Source organism: Shinella sumterensis, from assembly GCF_004514425.2.
Classification (GTDB): Bacteria; Pseudomonadota; Alphaproteobacteria; order Rhizobiales; family Rhizobiaceae; genus Shinella; species Shinella sumterensis.
In genome coordinates, this window is the sequence record NZ_MYFN02000008.1 from 37287 (window position 1) to 50584 (window position 13298).

Annotated in this window: 17 protein-coding genes and 1 pseudogene; 4 read left to right on the plus strand and 14 right to left on the minus strand. The window is 64.0% G+C overall.

Features of this window, described 5'->3' with window-relative positions; genetic code table 11:
- Window positions 1-26: 26 nt before the first annotated feature.
- The 3 genes from B5M41_RS15795 to B5M41_RS15805 all read right to left on the minus strand — a co-directional run bounded on the left by B5M41_RS15795 (window position 27) and on the right by B5M41_RS15805 (window position 2083).
- Complete coding sequence (locus B5M41_RS15795) at window positions 27-1088, minus strand: zinc-binding metallopeptidase family protein (protein ID WP_134648865.1); 1062 nt, start codon at window positions 1086-1088, stop codon at window positions 27-29.
- Between the two features lie 99 nt (window positions 1089-1187).
- Window positions 1188-1379: a CsbD family protein gene (locus tag B5M41_RS15800; protein ID WP_134648866.1), complete on the minus strand. Its 192-nt coding sequence runs from the start codon at window positions 1377-1379 to the stop codon at window positions 1188-1190.
- Between the two features lie 98 nt (window positions 1380-1477).
- Window positions 1478-2083: a YqgE/AlgH family protein gene (locus B5M41_RS15805; RefSeq protein ID WP_134648867.1), complete on the minus strand. Its 606-nt coding sequence runs from the start codon at window positions 2081-2083 to the stop codon at window positions 1478-1480.
- 148 nt (window positions 2084-2231) lie between these two features.
- Between B5M41_RS15805 and B5M41_RS15810 the strand changes: the two genes are divergently transcribed.
- Both B5M41_RS15810 and B5M41_RS15815 read left to right on the plus strand, forming a co-directional pair.
- A complete protein-coding gene (locus B5M41_RS15810; protein WP_167719007.1) occupies window positions 2232-3026 on the plus strand; it encodes a protein-disulfide reductase DsbD domain-containing protein in 795 nt (264 codons plus the stop codon).
- 66 nt (window positions 3027-3092) lie between these two features.
- Complete coding sequence (locus B5M41_RS15815) at window positions 3093-3578, plus strand: peroxiredoxin (RefSeq protein ID WP_134648869.1); 486 nt, start codon at window positions 3093-3095, stop codon at window positions 3576-3578.
- A gap of 38 nt (window positions 3579-3616) precedes the next feature.
- On the opposite strand, the gene B5M41_RS15820 is transcribed toward B5M41_RS15815, so the two are convergent.
- Window positions 3617-4498 (minus strand): LysR substrate-binding domain-containing protein, encoded by an 882-nt coding sequence (locus B5M41_RS15820; protein WP_230640122.1) that lies wholly within the window; start codon window positions 4496-4498, stop codon window positions 3617-3619.
- 212 nt (window positions 4499-4710) lie between these two features.
- On the opposite strand from B5M41_RS15820, the gene B5M41_RS15825 reads away from it, so the two are divergent.
- Entirely contained in the window at window positions 4711-6042 is a 1332-nt protein-coding gene (locus B5M41_RS15825) for an MFS transporter (RefSeq protein WP_134648870.1), read from the plus strand.
- Window positions 6043-6131: 89 nt separating this feature from the next.
- Here B5M41_RS15825 and rnhA read toward each other — a convergent pair whose 3' ends face one another.
- The 4 genes from rnhA to B5M41_RS15845 are packed head-to-tail and all read right to left on the minus strand — an operon-like array spanning window position 6132 to window position 8971.
- Window positions 6132-6572, minus strand: a complete 441-nt coding sequence (gene rnhA / locus B5M41_RS15830) for a ribonuclease HI (protein WP_134648871.1) — start codon at window positions 6570-6572, stop codon at window positions 6132-6134.
- A complete protein-coding gene (locus tag B5M41_RS15835) occupies window positions 6569-7534 on the minus strand; it encodes a homoserine kinase (RefSeq protein WP_134648872.1) in 966 nt (321 codons plus the stop codon). Before B5M41_RS15835 ends, rnhA begins: the two co-directional genes overlap by 4 nt.
- Window positions 7535-7594: 60 nt before the next feature.
- A complete protein-coding gene (gene ispH, locus B5M41_RS15840; RefSeq protein ID WP_134648873.1) occupies window positions 7595-8596 on the minus strand; it encodes a 4-hydroxy-3-methylbut-2-enyl diphosphate reductase in 1002 nt (333 codons plus the stop codon).
- A gap of 9 nt (window positions 8597-8605) precedes the next feature.
- Entirely contained in the window at window positions 8606-8971 is a 366-nt protein-coding gene (locus tag B5M41_RS15845; RefSeq protein WP_134648874.1) for a DUF1304 domain-containing protein, read from the minus strand.
- On the opposite strand from B5M41_RS15845, the pseudogene B5M41_RS27215 reads away from it, so the two are divergent.
- Window positions 8966-9119 (plus strand): annotated as a pseudogene (locus B5M41_RS27215) (endonuclease domain-containing protein); the annotation flags it as partial. The gene B5M41_RS15845 and the pseudogene B5M41_RS27215 overlap by 6 nt on opposite strands.
- Before the next feature lie 25 nt (window positions 9120-9144).
- Here the strand turns inward: B5M41_RS27215 and B5M41_RS15850 are convergent.
- From B5M41_RS15850 to B5M41_RS15875, 6 genes are all read right to left on the minus strand, one after another.
- Window positions 9145-9933: an SURF1 family protein gene (locus B5M41_RS15850; RefSeq protein ID WP_134648875.1), complete on the minus strand. Its 789-nt coding sequence runs from the start codon at window positions 9931-9933 to the stop codon at window positions 9145-9147.
- Window positions 9902-10285, minus strand: coding sequence for a DUF983 domain-containing protein (locus tag B5M41_RS15855; RefSeq protein ID WP_134648876.1), 384 nt, complete (start codon window positions 10283-10285; stop codon window positions 9902-9904). Before B5M41_RS15855 ends, B5M41_RS15850 begins: the two co-directional genes overlap by 32 nt.
- A gap of 160 nt (window positions 10286-10445) precedes the next feature.
- Window positions 10446-11324, minus strand: coding sequence for a cytochrome c oxidase subunit 3 (locus B5M41_RS15860; RefSeq protein ID WP_134648877.1), 879 nt, complete (start codon window positions 11322-11324; stop codon window positions 10446-10448).
- Between the two features lie 59 nt (window positions 11325-11383).
- On the minus strand, window positions 11384-12004 hold the full coding sequence (locus tag B5M41_RS15865) for a cytochrome c oxidase assembly protein (RefSeq protein WP_134648878.1): 621 nt from the start codon (window positions 12002-12004) through the stop codon (window positions 11384-11386).
- A gap of 2 nt (window positions 12005-12006) precedes the next feature.
- A complete protein-coding gene (locus B5M41_RS15870; RefSeq protein ID WP_134648879.1) occupies window positions 12007-12147 on the minus strand; it encodes a hypothetical protein in 141 nt (46 codons plus the stop codon).
- Window positions 12147-13127 (minus strand): heme o synthase, encoded by a 981-nt coding sequence (locus tag B5M41_RS15875; RefSeq protein ID WP_230640124.1) that lies wholly within the window; start codon window positions 13125-13127, stop codon window positions 12147-12149. Before B5M41_RS15875 ends, B5M41_RS15870 begins: the two co-directional genes overlap by 1 nt.
- Window positions 13128-13298 lie beyond the last annotated feature (171 nt).

The window sequence follows — 13298 nt, forward strand, 5'->3', positions numbered from 1 at the left end:
CAGTTTCTCCCCCTGTTGCCTAATTCCTACTGGCTAACCCCTCTCACCAGCCCGTTGATGAAATCCAGCTTGTCGACAACAGGCGGGGGCAGCACGAAGGGATAGCTGTCGGGCTGTCCCACCGAGCGCTGGATGGCGTTCAGCGCGACGCTGAGCGGGATCCAGGATTCGACGAGGCGGCCGGCATTGGCGGCGCGGTAGGGGTCGAAGGTCACTTCGGCCTCAAGCTCCTCGTGACCCTTCGGATCGGTGTTGAGGCCGAAGCTGCGGGCCGTCTCCAGCGTATCGACGATATGGAAGAAATGCGCCCAGCATTCCGCGAAATCCTCGGCGGGATGCGCGGCGGCATAGGTGCTGATGAAGCGCTGCTGCCAGTCGGCCGGCGGGCCTTGCGTATAATTGCGCCGGAGGGCGGCGGCATAGTCCTCGCGCTCGTCGCCGAACAGGCGGCGCGCTTCTGCCAGCAGGGCATCGTCGCGCACGAGCTGCGTCCAGTAGAAATGACCGATCTCGTGACGGAAATGGCCAAGCAGGGAGCGGTAGGGTTCGCCCATCGAAACGCGTACGCTTTCGCGCACCGCATCGTCTGCTTCCGCCGCCCGCAGGCTGATCAGGCCGTCCTCATGGCCGGTCATCGCCGCGTTCACCACATTGCCATTCGCATCCAGTTCATCGGCCAGGAAATCAAAGACGAGGCCGCCGGCGGGGTCGTCTTCGCGCGTCGGGCGCGGCAGGTTCCAGCGCAGGATGGAATAGAACAGATGACGCTGCGCTGCGCCGATACGCCGCCAGCGTTCCAATCCCTGCGGATCGGTAGTGGGCACGATGCGGTTATGGCGGCAGGCTTCGCAGAAGGCATGCGAGCCATCCGCCGGCACAAGCCAGTTGCAAACGTCATGAACCGCGTTGTCGCAGAAGCGGAAGGCACCGCCCCGCCCTGCTATGTTCCACACACCCTCTCCGGCCGGGAGCAGCGCATGGAGCGCCACATCTTCTGCCAGGAAGCCGAGTGCGGAGCCGCAGCGCACACAAAACCGGTTGTCGAAATAAATCGTCTGGCCGCAGGTGGCGCAGGTAAAGAGCTTCATGGCGATACCGGAGAACGGGTTCTACAGAATGCCCGCGCCGGGAAGCCGGCACGGGCATACATTCATTCGATGGCGGAATGGCTCAGCCATCCCGTCGGATTACATGCGGTCGACCGCGCCCTTGACGGCGTCCTTGGCCTTGCCCACGGTCTTCTGGGCCTTGCCCTTGCCTTCCTGGGCGGCACCTTCGGCGCGCAGCTTCGGATTGTCCGTGGCCTTGCCGGCGGCCTTCTTGGCCTTGCCGGTCAGCTCGTTTGCCGTACCCTTGATCTTGTCGCTCGTGCTGCCCATTGCGATAATCCCTTTGTTAGAAACGCCGTCAGCGGCGCGTTCTACAAACGGCGCTCTTCGCAACTAGTTCCCGCAGTCCTGCTAAAATTCCGCGCCGCTCAGGCGTGGCCGGCCTCGGTGGACAGCATGGCGGGGGTGATGCCCATGAGAGCGAGCGCCCGCTCGTATTTGCTGTCGAGATTGGTGTCGAAGATCAGTTCTTCCTGCGCCGGGCAGGTGAGCCAGCCATTCGCGCCGATCTCGTTTTCGATCTGCCCCGCGCCCCAGCCGGCATAGCCGAGCATCATCAGGCCGCGCTGCGGCCCGCGCCCGTGCGAGATGGCGCGCACGATATCGAGCGTGGCCGTGAGGCAGATATCGTCGCTGACGGGAATGCTCGATTCGGACATGTAGTCGTCGGAATGCAATACGAACCCGCGGCCGCTCTCCACCGGCCCGCCGCAGCGGATGGGGAAATCGCGCGTGGTGCCGGGCATGCGGATCAGTTCGTCCTCGTTGGCGATTTCCAGATGCAGCAGCACGTCCGAGAAGCTAAGCTGCTGCGGCCGGTTGATGACGAAGCCCATCGCGCCGTCATCGGAATGGGCGCAGATATAGACCACGGTGCGGGCGAAATTCGCGTCGGCCATGCCCGGCATGGCGATCAGGAACTGACCGTCAAGGAAACCGCGCTCGCGTCTGTTTTTCAGAACCGACATAGCCATAGTGCACCCAGCCTACCAATTCGCCGCCAAATGAAAAGCCTTCTTTTAGGCCGGGCGCATAACCGCCCTCCTGCCGATCAAGCTATTATGATCGCCACGCGCGCGTTTGCCGCTGGAAAGCCGCCTTGGCCGGCGTTAAATGTGCGTCATGAAACGCCTGAATGTCGCAGCCTTCCTCCTGCTTTGCGCCGCATCCCCGGCGCTTTCCGCCAGCTCGCCCTGGTTCGAGACGCCGGGCGGCGACGTGCGCCTCGTGACGCTGCCGCGCGCGGCCGACGGCACGGTGCGCGCCATGCTCGACATTCGCCTGCATGACGGCTGGAAGACCTATTGGCGCGATCCCGGCGGCAGCGGCATTCCGCCTGCGGTTTCCATCAGCGGCGCCGAACTCAAATCCATCGGCTTCCCTGCCCCGCGCCGGCTGGGCGACAAGGAAACCCATTACGTGGGCTACGATGCGCCCGTCCGGCTGCCGCTGACGCTCGATGCAAAAGCGGGCGATGGCGCGATCACCGCGACGGTGTTCCTCGGCGTCTGCAAGGAGATCTGCGTGCCCGTGCAGGCGCAGTTGACGGCCGATGCCAGCGGCGAGGCCTTTGCCAACCCGCTGGAGGAAGTCGCGATCGCCGATGCGGAGGCGAGCCTGCCGCATGGCGCGGGCGACGGCTTCAAACCGCTCTCCGGCCGCTTCGCCGCCGACAACAAGAGCATCTCCGTGCGCTTCGAGGCGCCTGCCGACGGGGCGCTACCGGATGTCTTCCTGTCCGGCACGTCCTCCTTCGAGTTCGGCGCGGCCGGCCCCGTGCGCCGCGAGGGCAATGTCTTCGTCGCGGAGGTGCCCGTGCTCAACAAGCCGAAGGTCTACGATCTCGCGAAAGACCCGATCCGGCTGACGGTGCGCGCCGGCGAGAAGACGATGGAAAGCCCGCTTGCCATCGAATGAGCCTCCCCTATAGTGCCGCGGCAGGCCCTTGCGGGCCGCTTCGATCACAGAGACAGGAGAGACGCCGTGACCATTGCCGTTGGAGACAAGCTGCCCGACCTCAAGCTCAAGGAGCGCACGCCGGACGGTCCCGCCGACGTCTCGACCGCAGAGCTTTTCGGTGGCAAGCGCATCGTGCTCTTCGCCGTTCCGGGCGCCTTTACCCCCACCTGCTCGCTGAACCACCTGCCGGGCTACCTGGAAAACCGCGATGCGATCCTCGCCAAGGGCGTCGATGACATCGTCGTCGTCGCCGTCAACGACCAGCACGTCATGGGCGCCTGGGCGACCTCGACGGGCGGCGCCGGCAAGCTGCGCTTCATCGCCGATTGGGACGCCGCCTTCACCAAGGCGCTGGGCATGGACATCGACCTTTCCGCCGGCACGCTCGGCGTTCGCTCCAAGCGTTACTCGATGCTCGTCGACGACGGCGTGGTGAAGACGCTGAATGTCGAGGAAAGCCCCGGCCAGGCAACGGTGTCGGCCGCCGCCGCAATGATCGAACAGCTTTGATCTGATCGGGCGGGCCATGGCCGACGCCGTGGCCCGCATCAGCCTTGCGGCAGAACCCGCATTTCGCGGATGAGCCATCGCTCGAGCGCCAGCGTATCGGGATGCCCGGCAAGATGCGGGGCGATCCACAGCACCAGCCGGCGTGGCCCCTGGCAGAAGCCGAGCGGCGCCACGAGCCTTTTCGAGGCGATGTGATCGGCAACGAGCATCTGCGGCACCATGGCGACGCCGAGGCCGAAGATCGCCGCCTGAATCAGCAGATAGAAATGCGCGAAGCTGGAGCGCGGCTCCAGCGCGAGCGCCTCGCAGCCCGCCGCCGCCTGCCACTCGGCGAAGGCCTGGGCGCGCGTGCGCGTTCCCAGAAGCGCGGCATCGACGAGATCCGCCGGGTCGGAAATCGGATATTGCGCGAGATAGGAGGGCGCGCAGACGGGCCCGATCTCCTCGGCACCGAGATCGCGGATCACCGCACCGGGCGGCGGTTCGATGACGCTGGCGCGGATGGCGATGCTGATCTTGTCGCGCATGAAATCGATGCGGTCGTAGTTCATGTTGAACTGGACCTCGACATGGGGATGGCGCGCGTGAAACCGCCCGATGCGTGGAATGATCCACTCCATCATGATGGAGGACGAGCAGGACAGCGTCAGGGGCCCGGGCCTGACCCGCTCGATGCTCGTCTCGATGAGGGCGAAGGCGCTCGCCAGGCCTTCCGCGAGACGCGCGCCTTCCAGCGTCGGCTCGCTGGTGCGTGCGCCGCGCGACAGAAGCAGCACGCCGAGCGTCTCTTCCAGTGAGCGAATATGACGGCTCACCGCTCCGTGCGTGACGCAAAGCTCCTCCGCGGCACGCGTCATCGAGCGATGGCGCGCCACGGCCTCGAAGACCTTCAGGGCATTGAGTGACGGCAAAGGACGCAAGCCAAACGGCTCCTTATCTCGTTATACCTGTGATCTGAAATCACAGCTTAACGAGAATAAATCGATTGTGGCCACAAGTCATCCCCCATAGGGAAGAAGGTATTGCGGAGGGGGAGGAAGAAACCTTCGCACGGAAAGCCAGGGTGGGACGCGCAGTACCTGGATTTTTCCCCGTCCCCCTTGCATCCGACAACGCACACGGGAGGGGCCTCATGGCTACAGCATCTCAGGAAATTTCACAGACCGAAAAGTCTGCCATTTCGAAAGTGGCAAAGCTGCTGGTGCCGTTCATCGCCCTGATGTTCTTCATCAACTTCCTTGACCGCACCGCGATCTCGTTTGCCGGTCCGAACGGAATGACGACGGATCTCGCGCTGACGGCCGCCCAGTTCGGCTTTGCCGCGGGCATCTTCTTCTTCGGCTACATCATCCTTGAAGTGCCGAGCAATCTCGCGCTCCACAAATACGGCGCCCGCCGCTGGCTGGCGCGCATCATGGTGACATGGGGCATCGTCGCCCTGCTGTTCACCTGGGTGTCCAGCGCCACGGAACTCTACATTCTCCGCTTCCTGCTCGGCGTCGCCGAGGCCGGCTTCTTCCCGGGCGCCATTCTCTTCCTATCGATGTGGGTTCCCTCGCGCCACCGCAACAAGATCCTCGCGCTCTTCTATCTCGCCCAGCCGCTGACGATCGTCGTCGGCGCGCCGCTGGCCGCCCTGCTCATCGACATGCATGGCGCCTTCGGCCTCGAAGGCTGGCGCATCATGTTCTTCGGCGTGGCGGTTCCGGCCATCATCGTCGGCATCGTCACGTGGTACTACCTGCCCGATACGCCGAACGATGCGAAATGGCTGACGAAGGACGAGAAGGACTGGCTGAACGGCGCACTGGCGCAGGAAGAAAAGGTCAAGCAGAACGCGCATGGCCGCATGACGGGCCTCGCCCTCACCGATGGCCGCGTCTGGCTGCTTTCCGTGATCTATTTCGGCCTCGTCTACGGCCTTTATGCGCTTGCCTTCTTCCTGCCGACCATCATCGCCGGCTTTGAAACCAAGTTCGCCACCAAATTCGACGTGTTCGACAAGGGCCTCGTGACGGCGATCCCCTATCTGCCGGCCGCCGTGGCGCTCTACTTCTGGAGCCGTGACGCGGCCAAGCGGGGCGTACGCGCCTGGCACATCGGCATCCCGGCACTCGTCGGCGCCGCCAGCATTCCGGCCGCCCTCTACATGAACTCGCCGGAAGCGACGATCCTCATGATCACCATCACGGCCTGCGCGATCTTTTCCGCCCTGCCGAATTTCTGGGCCATTCCGTCGCGCTTCCTCAGCGGTCCTGCCGCTGCCGCCGGCATCGCGCTCATCAACACGATCGGCAATGTCGCCGGCTTCGCCGCGCCCTACATCACCGGCCGCGTCAAGGATGCCACCGGCGTCTACGAACTGCCGATGTTCATCGTCGGCGCGTTTCTGCTGCTCTCGGCGATCCTCGCCTTCTCGATCACGAACCGCGTGCGCGAGCCGGTGCCGAGCCCGGCCGAATAAGCCGATCGATCAGCGATAAAATGAAGCCCGTCCGGGAAACCGGGCGGGCTTCTTTCTTTGCGATGTAAAAACACGCGAGAGCGGCGCGTTCAACCCTTCTTGAACGGCGCCATGCCCTTGCGGGCGAGTTCGTCGGCGCGTTCGTTTTCCGGGTGGCCGGCATGGCCCTTCACCCAGTGCCACTCGACCTTGTGACGCAGGCGTGCGGCATCGAGCGCCTGCCAGAGATCGCCGTTTTTCACCGGCTTCTTGTCGGCGGTCTTCCAGCCGTTCTTCTTCCAGCCGAAGATCCACTTCGAAATGCCGTCCATGACATATTTCGAGTCGGTGTAGAGATCGACTTCGCAGGGTGCCTTGAGCGCGGTCAGCGCATTGGTGGCGGCCATCAGTTCCATGCGGTTGTTGGTGGTCTGCGGCTCGCCGCCGTTCAATTCCTTCTCGACCTCGCCATAGCGCAGCACCGCGCCCCAGCCGCCGGGGCCCGGATTGCCCGAACAGGCGCCGTCCGTGAAAATATCGACATGCTTCATCGGGAAAGACCGTATTCGACCGGGTTTTCGACCGCGCGGTGGAAGCGCAGCTTGCGCAGATATTCCAGCGGGTCCTTCTTGACCACGAGGGCGCCGGCCGGGGTCATCAGCCAGTCGTAGAGCCGCGTCAGGAAGAAGCGCATCGCCGATCCGCGCGCGAGCAGCGGGAGCGCCGCCGCCTCGTCGTCGGAGAGCGGGCGCACGCTCTCGTAGCCGGTAAGCAGCGCCATGCCCTTGGTGAGATTGTAGGAGCCGTCCTTCTCGAAGCACCAGGCGTTCAGGCAGATCGCGACATCGTAGGCGAGATAATCGTTGCAGGCGAAATAGAAGTCGATCAGGCCGGAAAGATCGTCGCCGATGAAGAACACGTTGTCGGGAAACAGATCGGCGTGAATGACGCCTTCCGGAAGATTGCCCGGCCAGTGCGCCTCCAGGTAGTGCAGTTCCTGGCCGATTTCCTTCTGGAGCCCGGCTTCGACCTCGTCGGCCCGCGCGGCGGATTTTTCCCACAGCGGTCGCCAGCCTTCGACCGAAAGCGCGTTCTCGCGCCTGATCTGGAACCCGTCGCCGGCGAGATGCATCTTCGCCAGCGCTATGCCGACTTCCCGGCAATGCCGAGCGGCCGGCTTGCGCAACCACATGCCCTCCAGGAACGAGATCATCGCGGCCGGACGGCCGGACAATTCCCCGAGCAGCGCGCCGTCCTTGCGGGGCAGCGGCAGCGGGCAGGACAGCCCGCGCTCCGCAAGGTGATGCATCAGGCCGAGGAAGAACGGCAGGTCGTTCCGATCCACGCGCTTTTCGTAAAGCGTCAGGATGAAGGGGCCCTTGGTGGTGTGCAGCAGGAAGTTGGAATTCTCCACGCCCTCCGCGATGCCCTTGTAGGACAGGAGCGTACCGGCATCATAGGCGGTCAGGAAACTGGAGAGATCGTCTTCGGTGATATCGGTATAGACGGCCACGGCGGGTCTCAGGCTTGAAGGAAAGACGAAGGAGAAACGGGGACGAACGCCATCCCAGCCTTATTCCCCATTGACGAAGGCCATGTCGGCGGTGGTGAGCTCGATGGCGCGCAGTTCGCGGTTGACGAGGAAGTGTTCGTTTTCCTCCACCGTATCGGCCAGTTCCACCACCGCATTGTAGCGCGCGCGGAATGCCTCGATGATCTCGTTGACGATGACCTCGGGCGCCGATGCACCAGCCGACAGGCCGACGGTGCGGATATCGCCGATCGTCTCCCAGTCGATCTCGGAGGCGCGCTGGACGAGCACGGATTTCGTCGCCCCTGCCCTCAGCGCCACTTCGACGAGGCGCTTGGAGTTCGACGAATTCGGCGCGCCGACGATGAGGAAGAGATCGCAGCCGGGCGCGGCCTGCTTTACCGCCTCCTGCCGGTTGGTGGTGGCGTAGCAGATCGAATCGGCGGCGGGCGCCGTGAGGTTGGGGAAGCGCTCGTGCAGCCGCTTGATGACGCCGGCCGTGTCATCGACCGAAAGCGTGGTCTGCGTGACGAAGCCGAGATTATCAGGGTCGGGCGGGGTGTAGCGGTCGGCGTCCTCGACCGTCTCGATCAGATCGACGGTGCCTTCCGGCAGCTGGCCCATCGTGCCGATGACTTCCGGATGGCCGGCATGGCCGATCAGCACGACATGGCGGCCGAGGCGCTGGTGGCGCATGGCCTGCTTGTGGACCTTGGAGACGAGCGGACACGTCGCATCGAGATAGAAGAGGTTGCGCGCCTCGGCATCCGCCGGCACGGATTTCGGCACGCCATGGGCGGAAAACACCACGGGCTGCTGGCGGTGCTCCGCCGGGATCTCGTCGAGTTCCTCCACGAAGATCGCGCCCTTGGCTTCCAGGCCTTCCACGACATAGCGGTTGTGCACGATCTCGTGGCGCACATAGACGGGCGCGCCATAGGCCTTCAGCGCCAGCACGACGATCTGGATGGCGCGGTCCACACCCGCGCAAAAGCCGCGCGGGCCGCAAAGCCTGATGGTCAAGTCCGGTCGGTTCTCGGTCATGCGTATCGGTTATCCGGCAATGAGGACGGCAACAAGGGCGATGGCCGCAGGAAGCGCCTGGATGACAAAAATTTTCCGTGAGGCCGTTGCGCCCCCATATAGGCCGACCAACACCACACAGCCAAGGAAAAACAGCTTGAGCTGGAAAGCGACCTCGGGATTGGGGTGAAGCAACGACCAGACCAGGCCGGCGGCGAGGAAGCCGTTGTAGAGCCCCTGGTTGGCAGCAAGCGTCTTCGTGGCTTCGGCCTGCGCCGGCGTCATGCCGAAGGCCTTCAGGCCCCGCGGCGTCGTCCAGAGAAACATTTCGAGGATAAGGATGTAGACGTGTTCGAGGGCGATCAGTGCGACGAGTATGGTTGCGAGTGCCTGCATGCGCTTTCCTTCCTCTTTGTTGCGCAAGCCCCCTCATCCGACCCTTCGGGCCACCTTCTCCCCGCAGGGGAGAAGGGGAAGGAAGCCGTCGCAGCATGTCCCCTTCTCCCCAACGGGGAGAAGGTGCCGGCAGGCGGATGAGGGGGCTCGGCTCTCATCCTTCCTACGGCATTTCAGGGCGCCGGGCGATCACCCTTTCGCCGGAAAACGGCGTAGAGCGCGACACCGACGAGGGCAGCCGCGAGGCCGTACCAGGTGACGGCATATTGCAGGTGATTGTTCGGCAGGTCGAACTGCGTGACGGCGCCGATCGGCAGGCCCTTCGGATTGGGCGCATCGCCGGCATCGATGAAGAAAGGGACCAGTCTGTCGGCCGCAATGCCGGTGCTGGCCGCCATCGCGTCGAGATCCTTCCAGTAGAAGATGTTCTTGGCGAGGTCGTTTTCCGGCACGATGGACGACGGCTTTTCGGCAAGGCGGGCGCGGGCAAGGCCCGTCACCGTCTGCTCGCCGGTCAACTGCCCCTGCTTGCGCATTTCCGGTTCCTTCGCCTCGTAGGGCACGAAACCCCTGTTGACGAAGAGGAACCGGCCATCGGCCAGCTGGAGCGGTGTATAGACGTAATAGCCGGTCTGGCCACGCCAGGTCGCAAAGAAATGCCGTTCGCGATTGTTGGCGAAAACGCCCGTGACGGTGACGGGGCGGTATTCGATATCCTCGCCGCGCGCCGCCATCGCCTCGATCTCGCCGAGCGTCACAGGCGGCGCGACGCGGCGTTCGGCGATGTCGGCGAGCAGTTTTTCCTTCCACTGGAGGCGCTCGACCTGCCAGGTCCCCAGGGACAGGAGGATGGCAAGCGCCGCCAGGAAAGCGACGCCCGTCAGGATCGCCCTGCCCTTGCCGGACCGCGGCGCGCGGTGAGCGGGTCCCTCAGCCACGATCGATTTCACCCGGGCGGGCATGGTTACGGTATTGCAGCGCGATCAGCAGTCCCTTGAGGATGCGCGTCACCGCAAGGCCGAGCACGATCACGAGCGGGATCCACAGCGAGAAATGCACCCAGAGCGGCGGGTTGATGTTCACCTCCGTCCACAGTGCCGCGCCCACCACGATGAAGCCGACGATCAGGATGACGAAGACCACCGGCCCATCGCCCGAATCGGCGAAGGAATAATCGAGGCCGCAATTGGTGCAGGACGGCCTGACCTTGAGCAGCCCGTCGAAGAGCTTGCCCTGGCCGCAACGCGGGCAGCAGCCCAGTGCGCCCGCCTTGAAGGGGTCCACGGGTGGGTAGAGTGCCTTGTCCTCGTCCATGATCGCTTCCGTCTCTCGCGCCGTGCGGAAACCGCCGCCCGGTCAAGACGGTTCTATATCGCCGCCGCCGCCTCCGTCCAATCGAAAGTCCGCGACAAAGGGCGCAACGCAAAACGGCCGCATCGCTGCGGCCGTTTCGAAGGTCTGTTCGTCGTCGCGCTTACATATGCGCGATCGGTGCGCCCCAGCCGCCCCAGATATAGATGGAGAAGAAGAGGAACAGCCAGACGACGTCGACGAAGTGCCAGTACCAGGCGGCAGCCTCGAAGCCGAAATGCTGCTTCGGGGTGAAGTCGCCGCGCATGGCGCGGATGAGGCAGACGATCAGGAAGATCGTGCCGACCAGGACGTGGAAACCGTGGAAGCCGGTCGCCATGAAGAAGGTCGCGCCGTAGATGGAATCCTTGAAGGCGAACGGCGCGTGGGCGTATTCGTAAGCCTGCACGAAGGAGAACAGCACGCCAAGCGCAACGGTGAGCGCCAGGCCGTTGATCAGGCCCTTGCGGTCGTTGTGCAGCAGGGCGTGGTGCGCCCAGGTCACGCAGGTGCCCGAGAGCAGCAGGATAACGGTGTTGTAGAGCGGCAGGTGCCAGGGATCGAGAACCTCGATGCCCTTCGGCGGCCAGACGCCACCGGTATATTCCGCACGGGCGGCCTGGATGGCTTCGCCGGGGAAGAGGCTGGCATCGAAGAAGGCCCAGAACCAGGCGACGAAGAACATCACTTCGGAAGCGATGAACATGATCATGCCGTAGCGCAGGTGCAGCGACACGACGCGGGTATGGTGCCCCTCATGCGCTTCCTTCACCGTGTCTGCCCACCAGGCATACATGGTGTAGAGCGTGATCAGCAGGCCGATGTAGAAGACCCACGGCGTGGCGAAGTTCAGGCCGAACAGGTGGAAGGCGCCGCCCGAAAGGTAGCGCATGTAACCGATGCCGCCGAACGCCAGGACGAAGGCGCCGATGGATGCGAGCAGCGGCCACGGGCTGGGGTCGATGATGTGGTAGTCGTGTTTCTTCTGATGCGCATCGGCCATTTGACTTATCCCCGAATGTATCGCGTTCCGTTCCCGGCATAGCCGGAAACGCATGTCTTTCAAAGGTTATTCGCGTCGTCCGCCTTCACGTCCGCAGCCGCAGCCACCGGCTTCGACGCCTCTCGCGGAAAGAAGGTATAGGACAGCGTGATCGTGTGGACGCCCTTGGTCTCCACCGGCTTGACGATCTCGGGATCGACGAAGAAGACGACGGGCATTTCCATTTCCTCACCGGGCTTCAGCGTCGTCTCGGTGAAGCAGAAGCACTGGACCTTGTTGAAATAGGCCCCGGTCGCCTCGGGCGTGACGTTGAACGTCGCCTGGCCGGTCGTCGGCCTGGAAGCATTGTTGCGGGCCTTGTAGAAGACCTGCACGGTCTCGCCGATCTTCAGCTCGATCTCGCGCTGGACCGGCGTGAAGGTCCAGGGCAGGCCGGGCGCGACGTTCGCGTCGAAACGCACCTTGATCGTCTGGTCGAGAACGACGTCGGAGGCCTGCTCGACGCGCTGCGTCGTGCCGCCGTAACCGGTGACCTTGCAGAACATCTCGTAGAGCGGCACGGCGGCATAGGCCATGGCGCCCATGCCGATGACGAAGGAGCAGCACATGGCGACGACAGCGCCGTTCCGCTTGCCATGTCCTACGGGGCCGCTCTTCTCGGTCTTCTTCGTTTCGCTCATGGTCAGCCTGCCATTCCGCCGCCGAATTTGATCAGCGTGACGATGTAGAACAGGACGACGAGGCCGAGAAGAACCGCGCCGAGCGCGAGGTTGCGGCCGCGGCGGGCCTTCTTCTGGCTATCGGTGAGCTTTACGGTTTCCATTACAGCACCCATCCAAACGACGCGATCAGGTGGTCGAGCATGAGGCCGGAGAACACGGCGAACAGATAGACGATGGAGAAGGCGAAGAGCTTCTTGGCCGGCACCATCGCACTGTCGCCCTCCGGCATGCGCAACACGCCGATGGAATACCACACGAAGCCGAGGCCAAGCGCTGCGGCAAAGAGACCATAACCGAGGCTGGCGAAGCCGAGGAACGTCGGCACGACGGCGATCACGGCGGTGAGCACGGCATAGACCAGGATCTGCACCTTCGTCGTCGCCTCGCCTGATACGTTGGGCAGCATCGGCACGCCGACGGCCTCGTAGTCGCGCATCTTGAACAGCGCGAGCGCCCAGAAATGCGCCGGCGTCCAGAGGAAGGTGATGAGGAAGAGCACGACGCTCTCGACCGACACGCCGCCGGTGACGCAGGCCCAGCCGATCATGGGCGGGAAGGCGCCGGCCGCACCGCCGATGACGATGTTCTGCGGCGTCGAGCGCTTGAGCCACATCGTGTAGATGACGGCATAGAAGAAGATAGTGAAGGCGAGCAGGCCGGCGGCAAGCCAGTTGACCACAAGACCCAGGATACCGACCGAGAAGGCCGAGAGCGTCAGGCCGAAGGCGAGCGCTTCCTCGGGCCGGATGCGGCCGGACGGAATGGGACGCTGGGCGGTGCGGGTCATGACCGCATCGATATCGGCGTCGTACCACATGTTGAGGGCACCGGATGCACCGGCACCCACGGCGATACAGAGGATCGCGATGGCGCCAATGAACGGATTGATCGAACCGGGCGCAACGACGAGGCCGGCAAAGGCCGTGAAGACGACGAGCGACATGACGCGCGGCTTCAGGAGCTCGAAGAAATCACGCGGCGACGCTTCGGAGAGGTAGACCTCGCCGCCGCCCGGAACCGTTTCGTGATGCTCGATGACCGCCATGTTGTTTCCGTATCGTTCCGTTGTCAGAGTGGGCAAGCCTCATGCCTCCCCTCCTCCGTCATCCTCGGGCTTGACCCGAGGATCCATGCCACATCCTCCGGCGTACCGTGGGAGTGGATCCTCGGGTCAGGCCCGAGGATGACGGAGAGCGGGGTTTCGGCTGCGGCTCAACGCCGGCGCCCTGTCCCGGCCTCCGCCGGTTTGCCA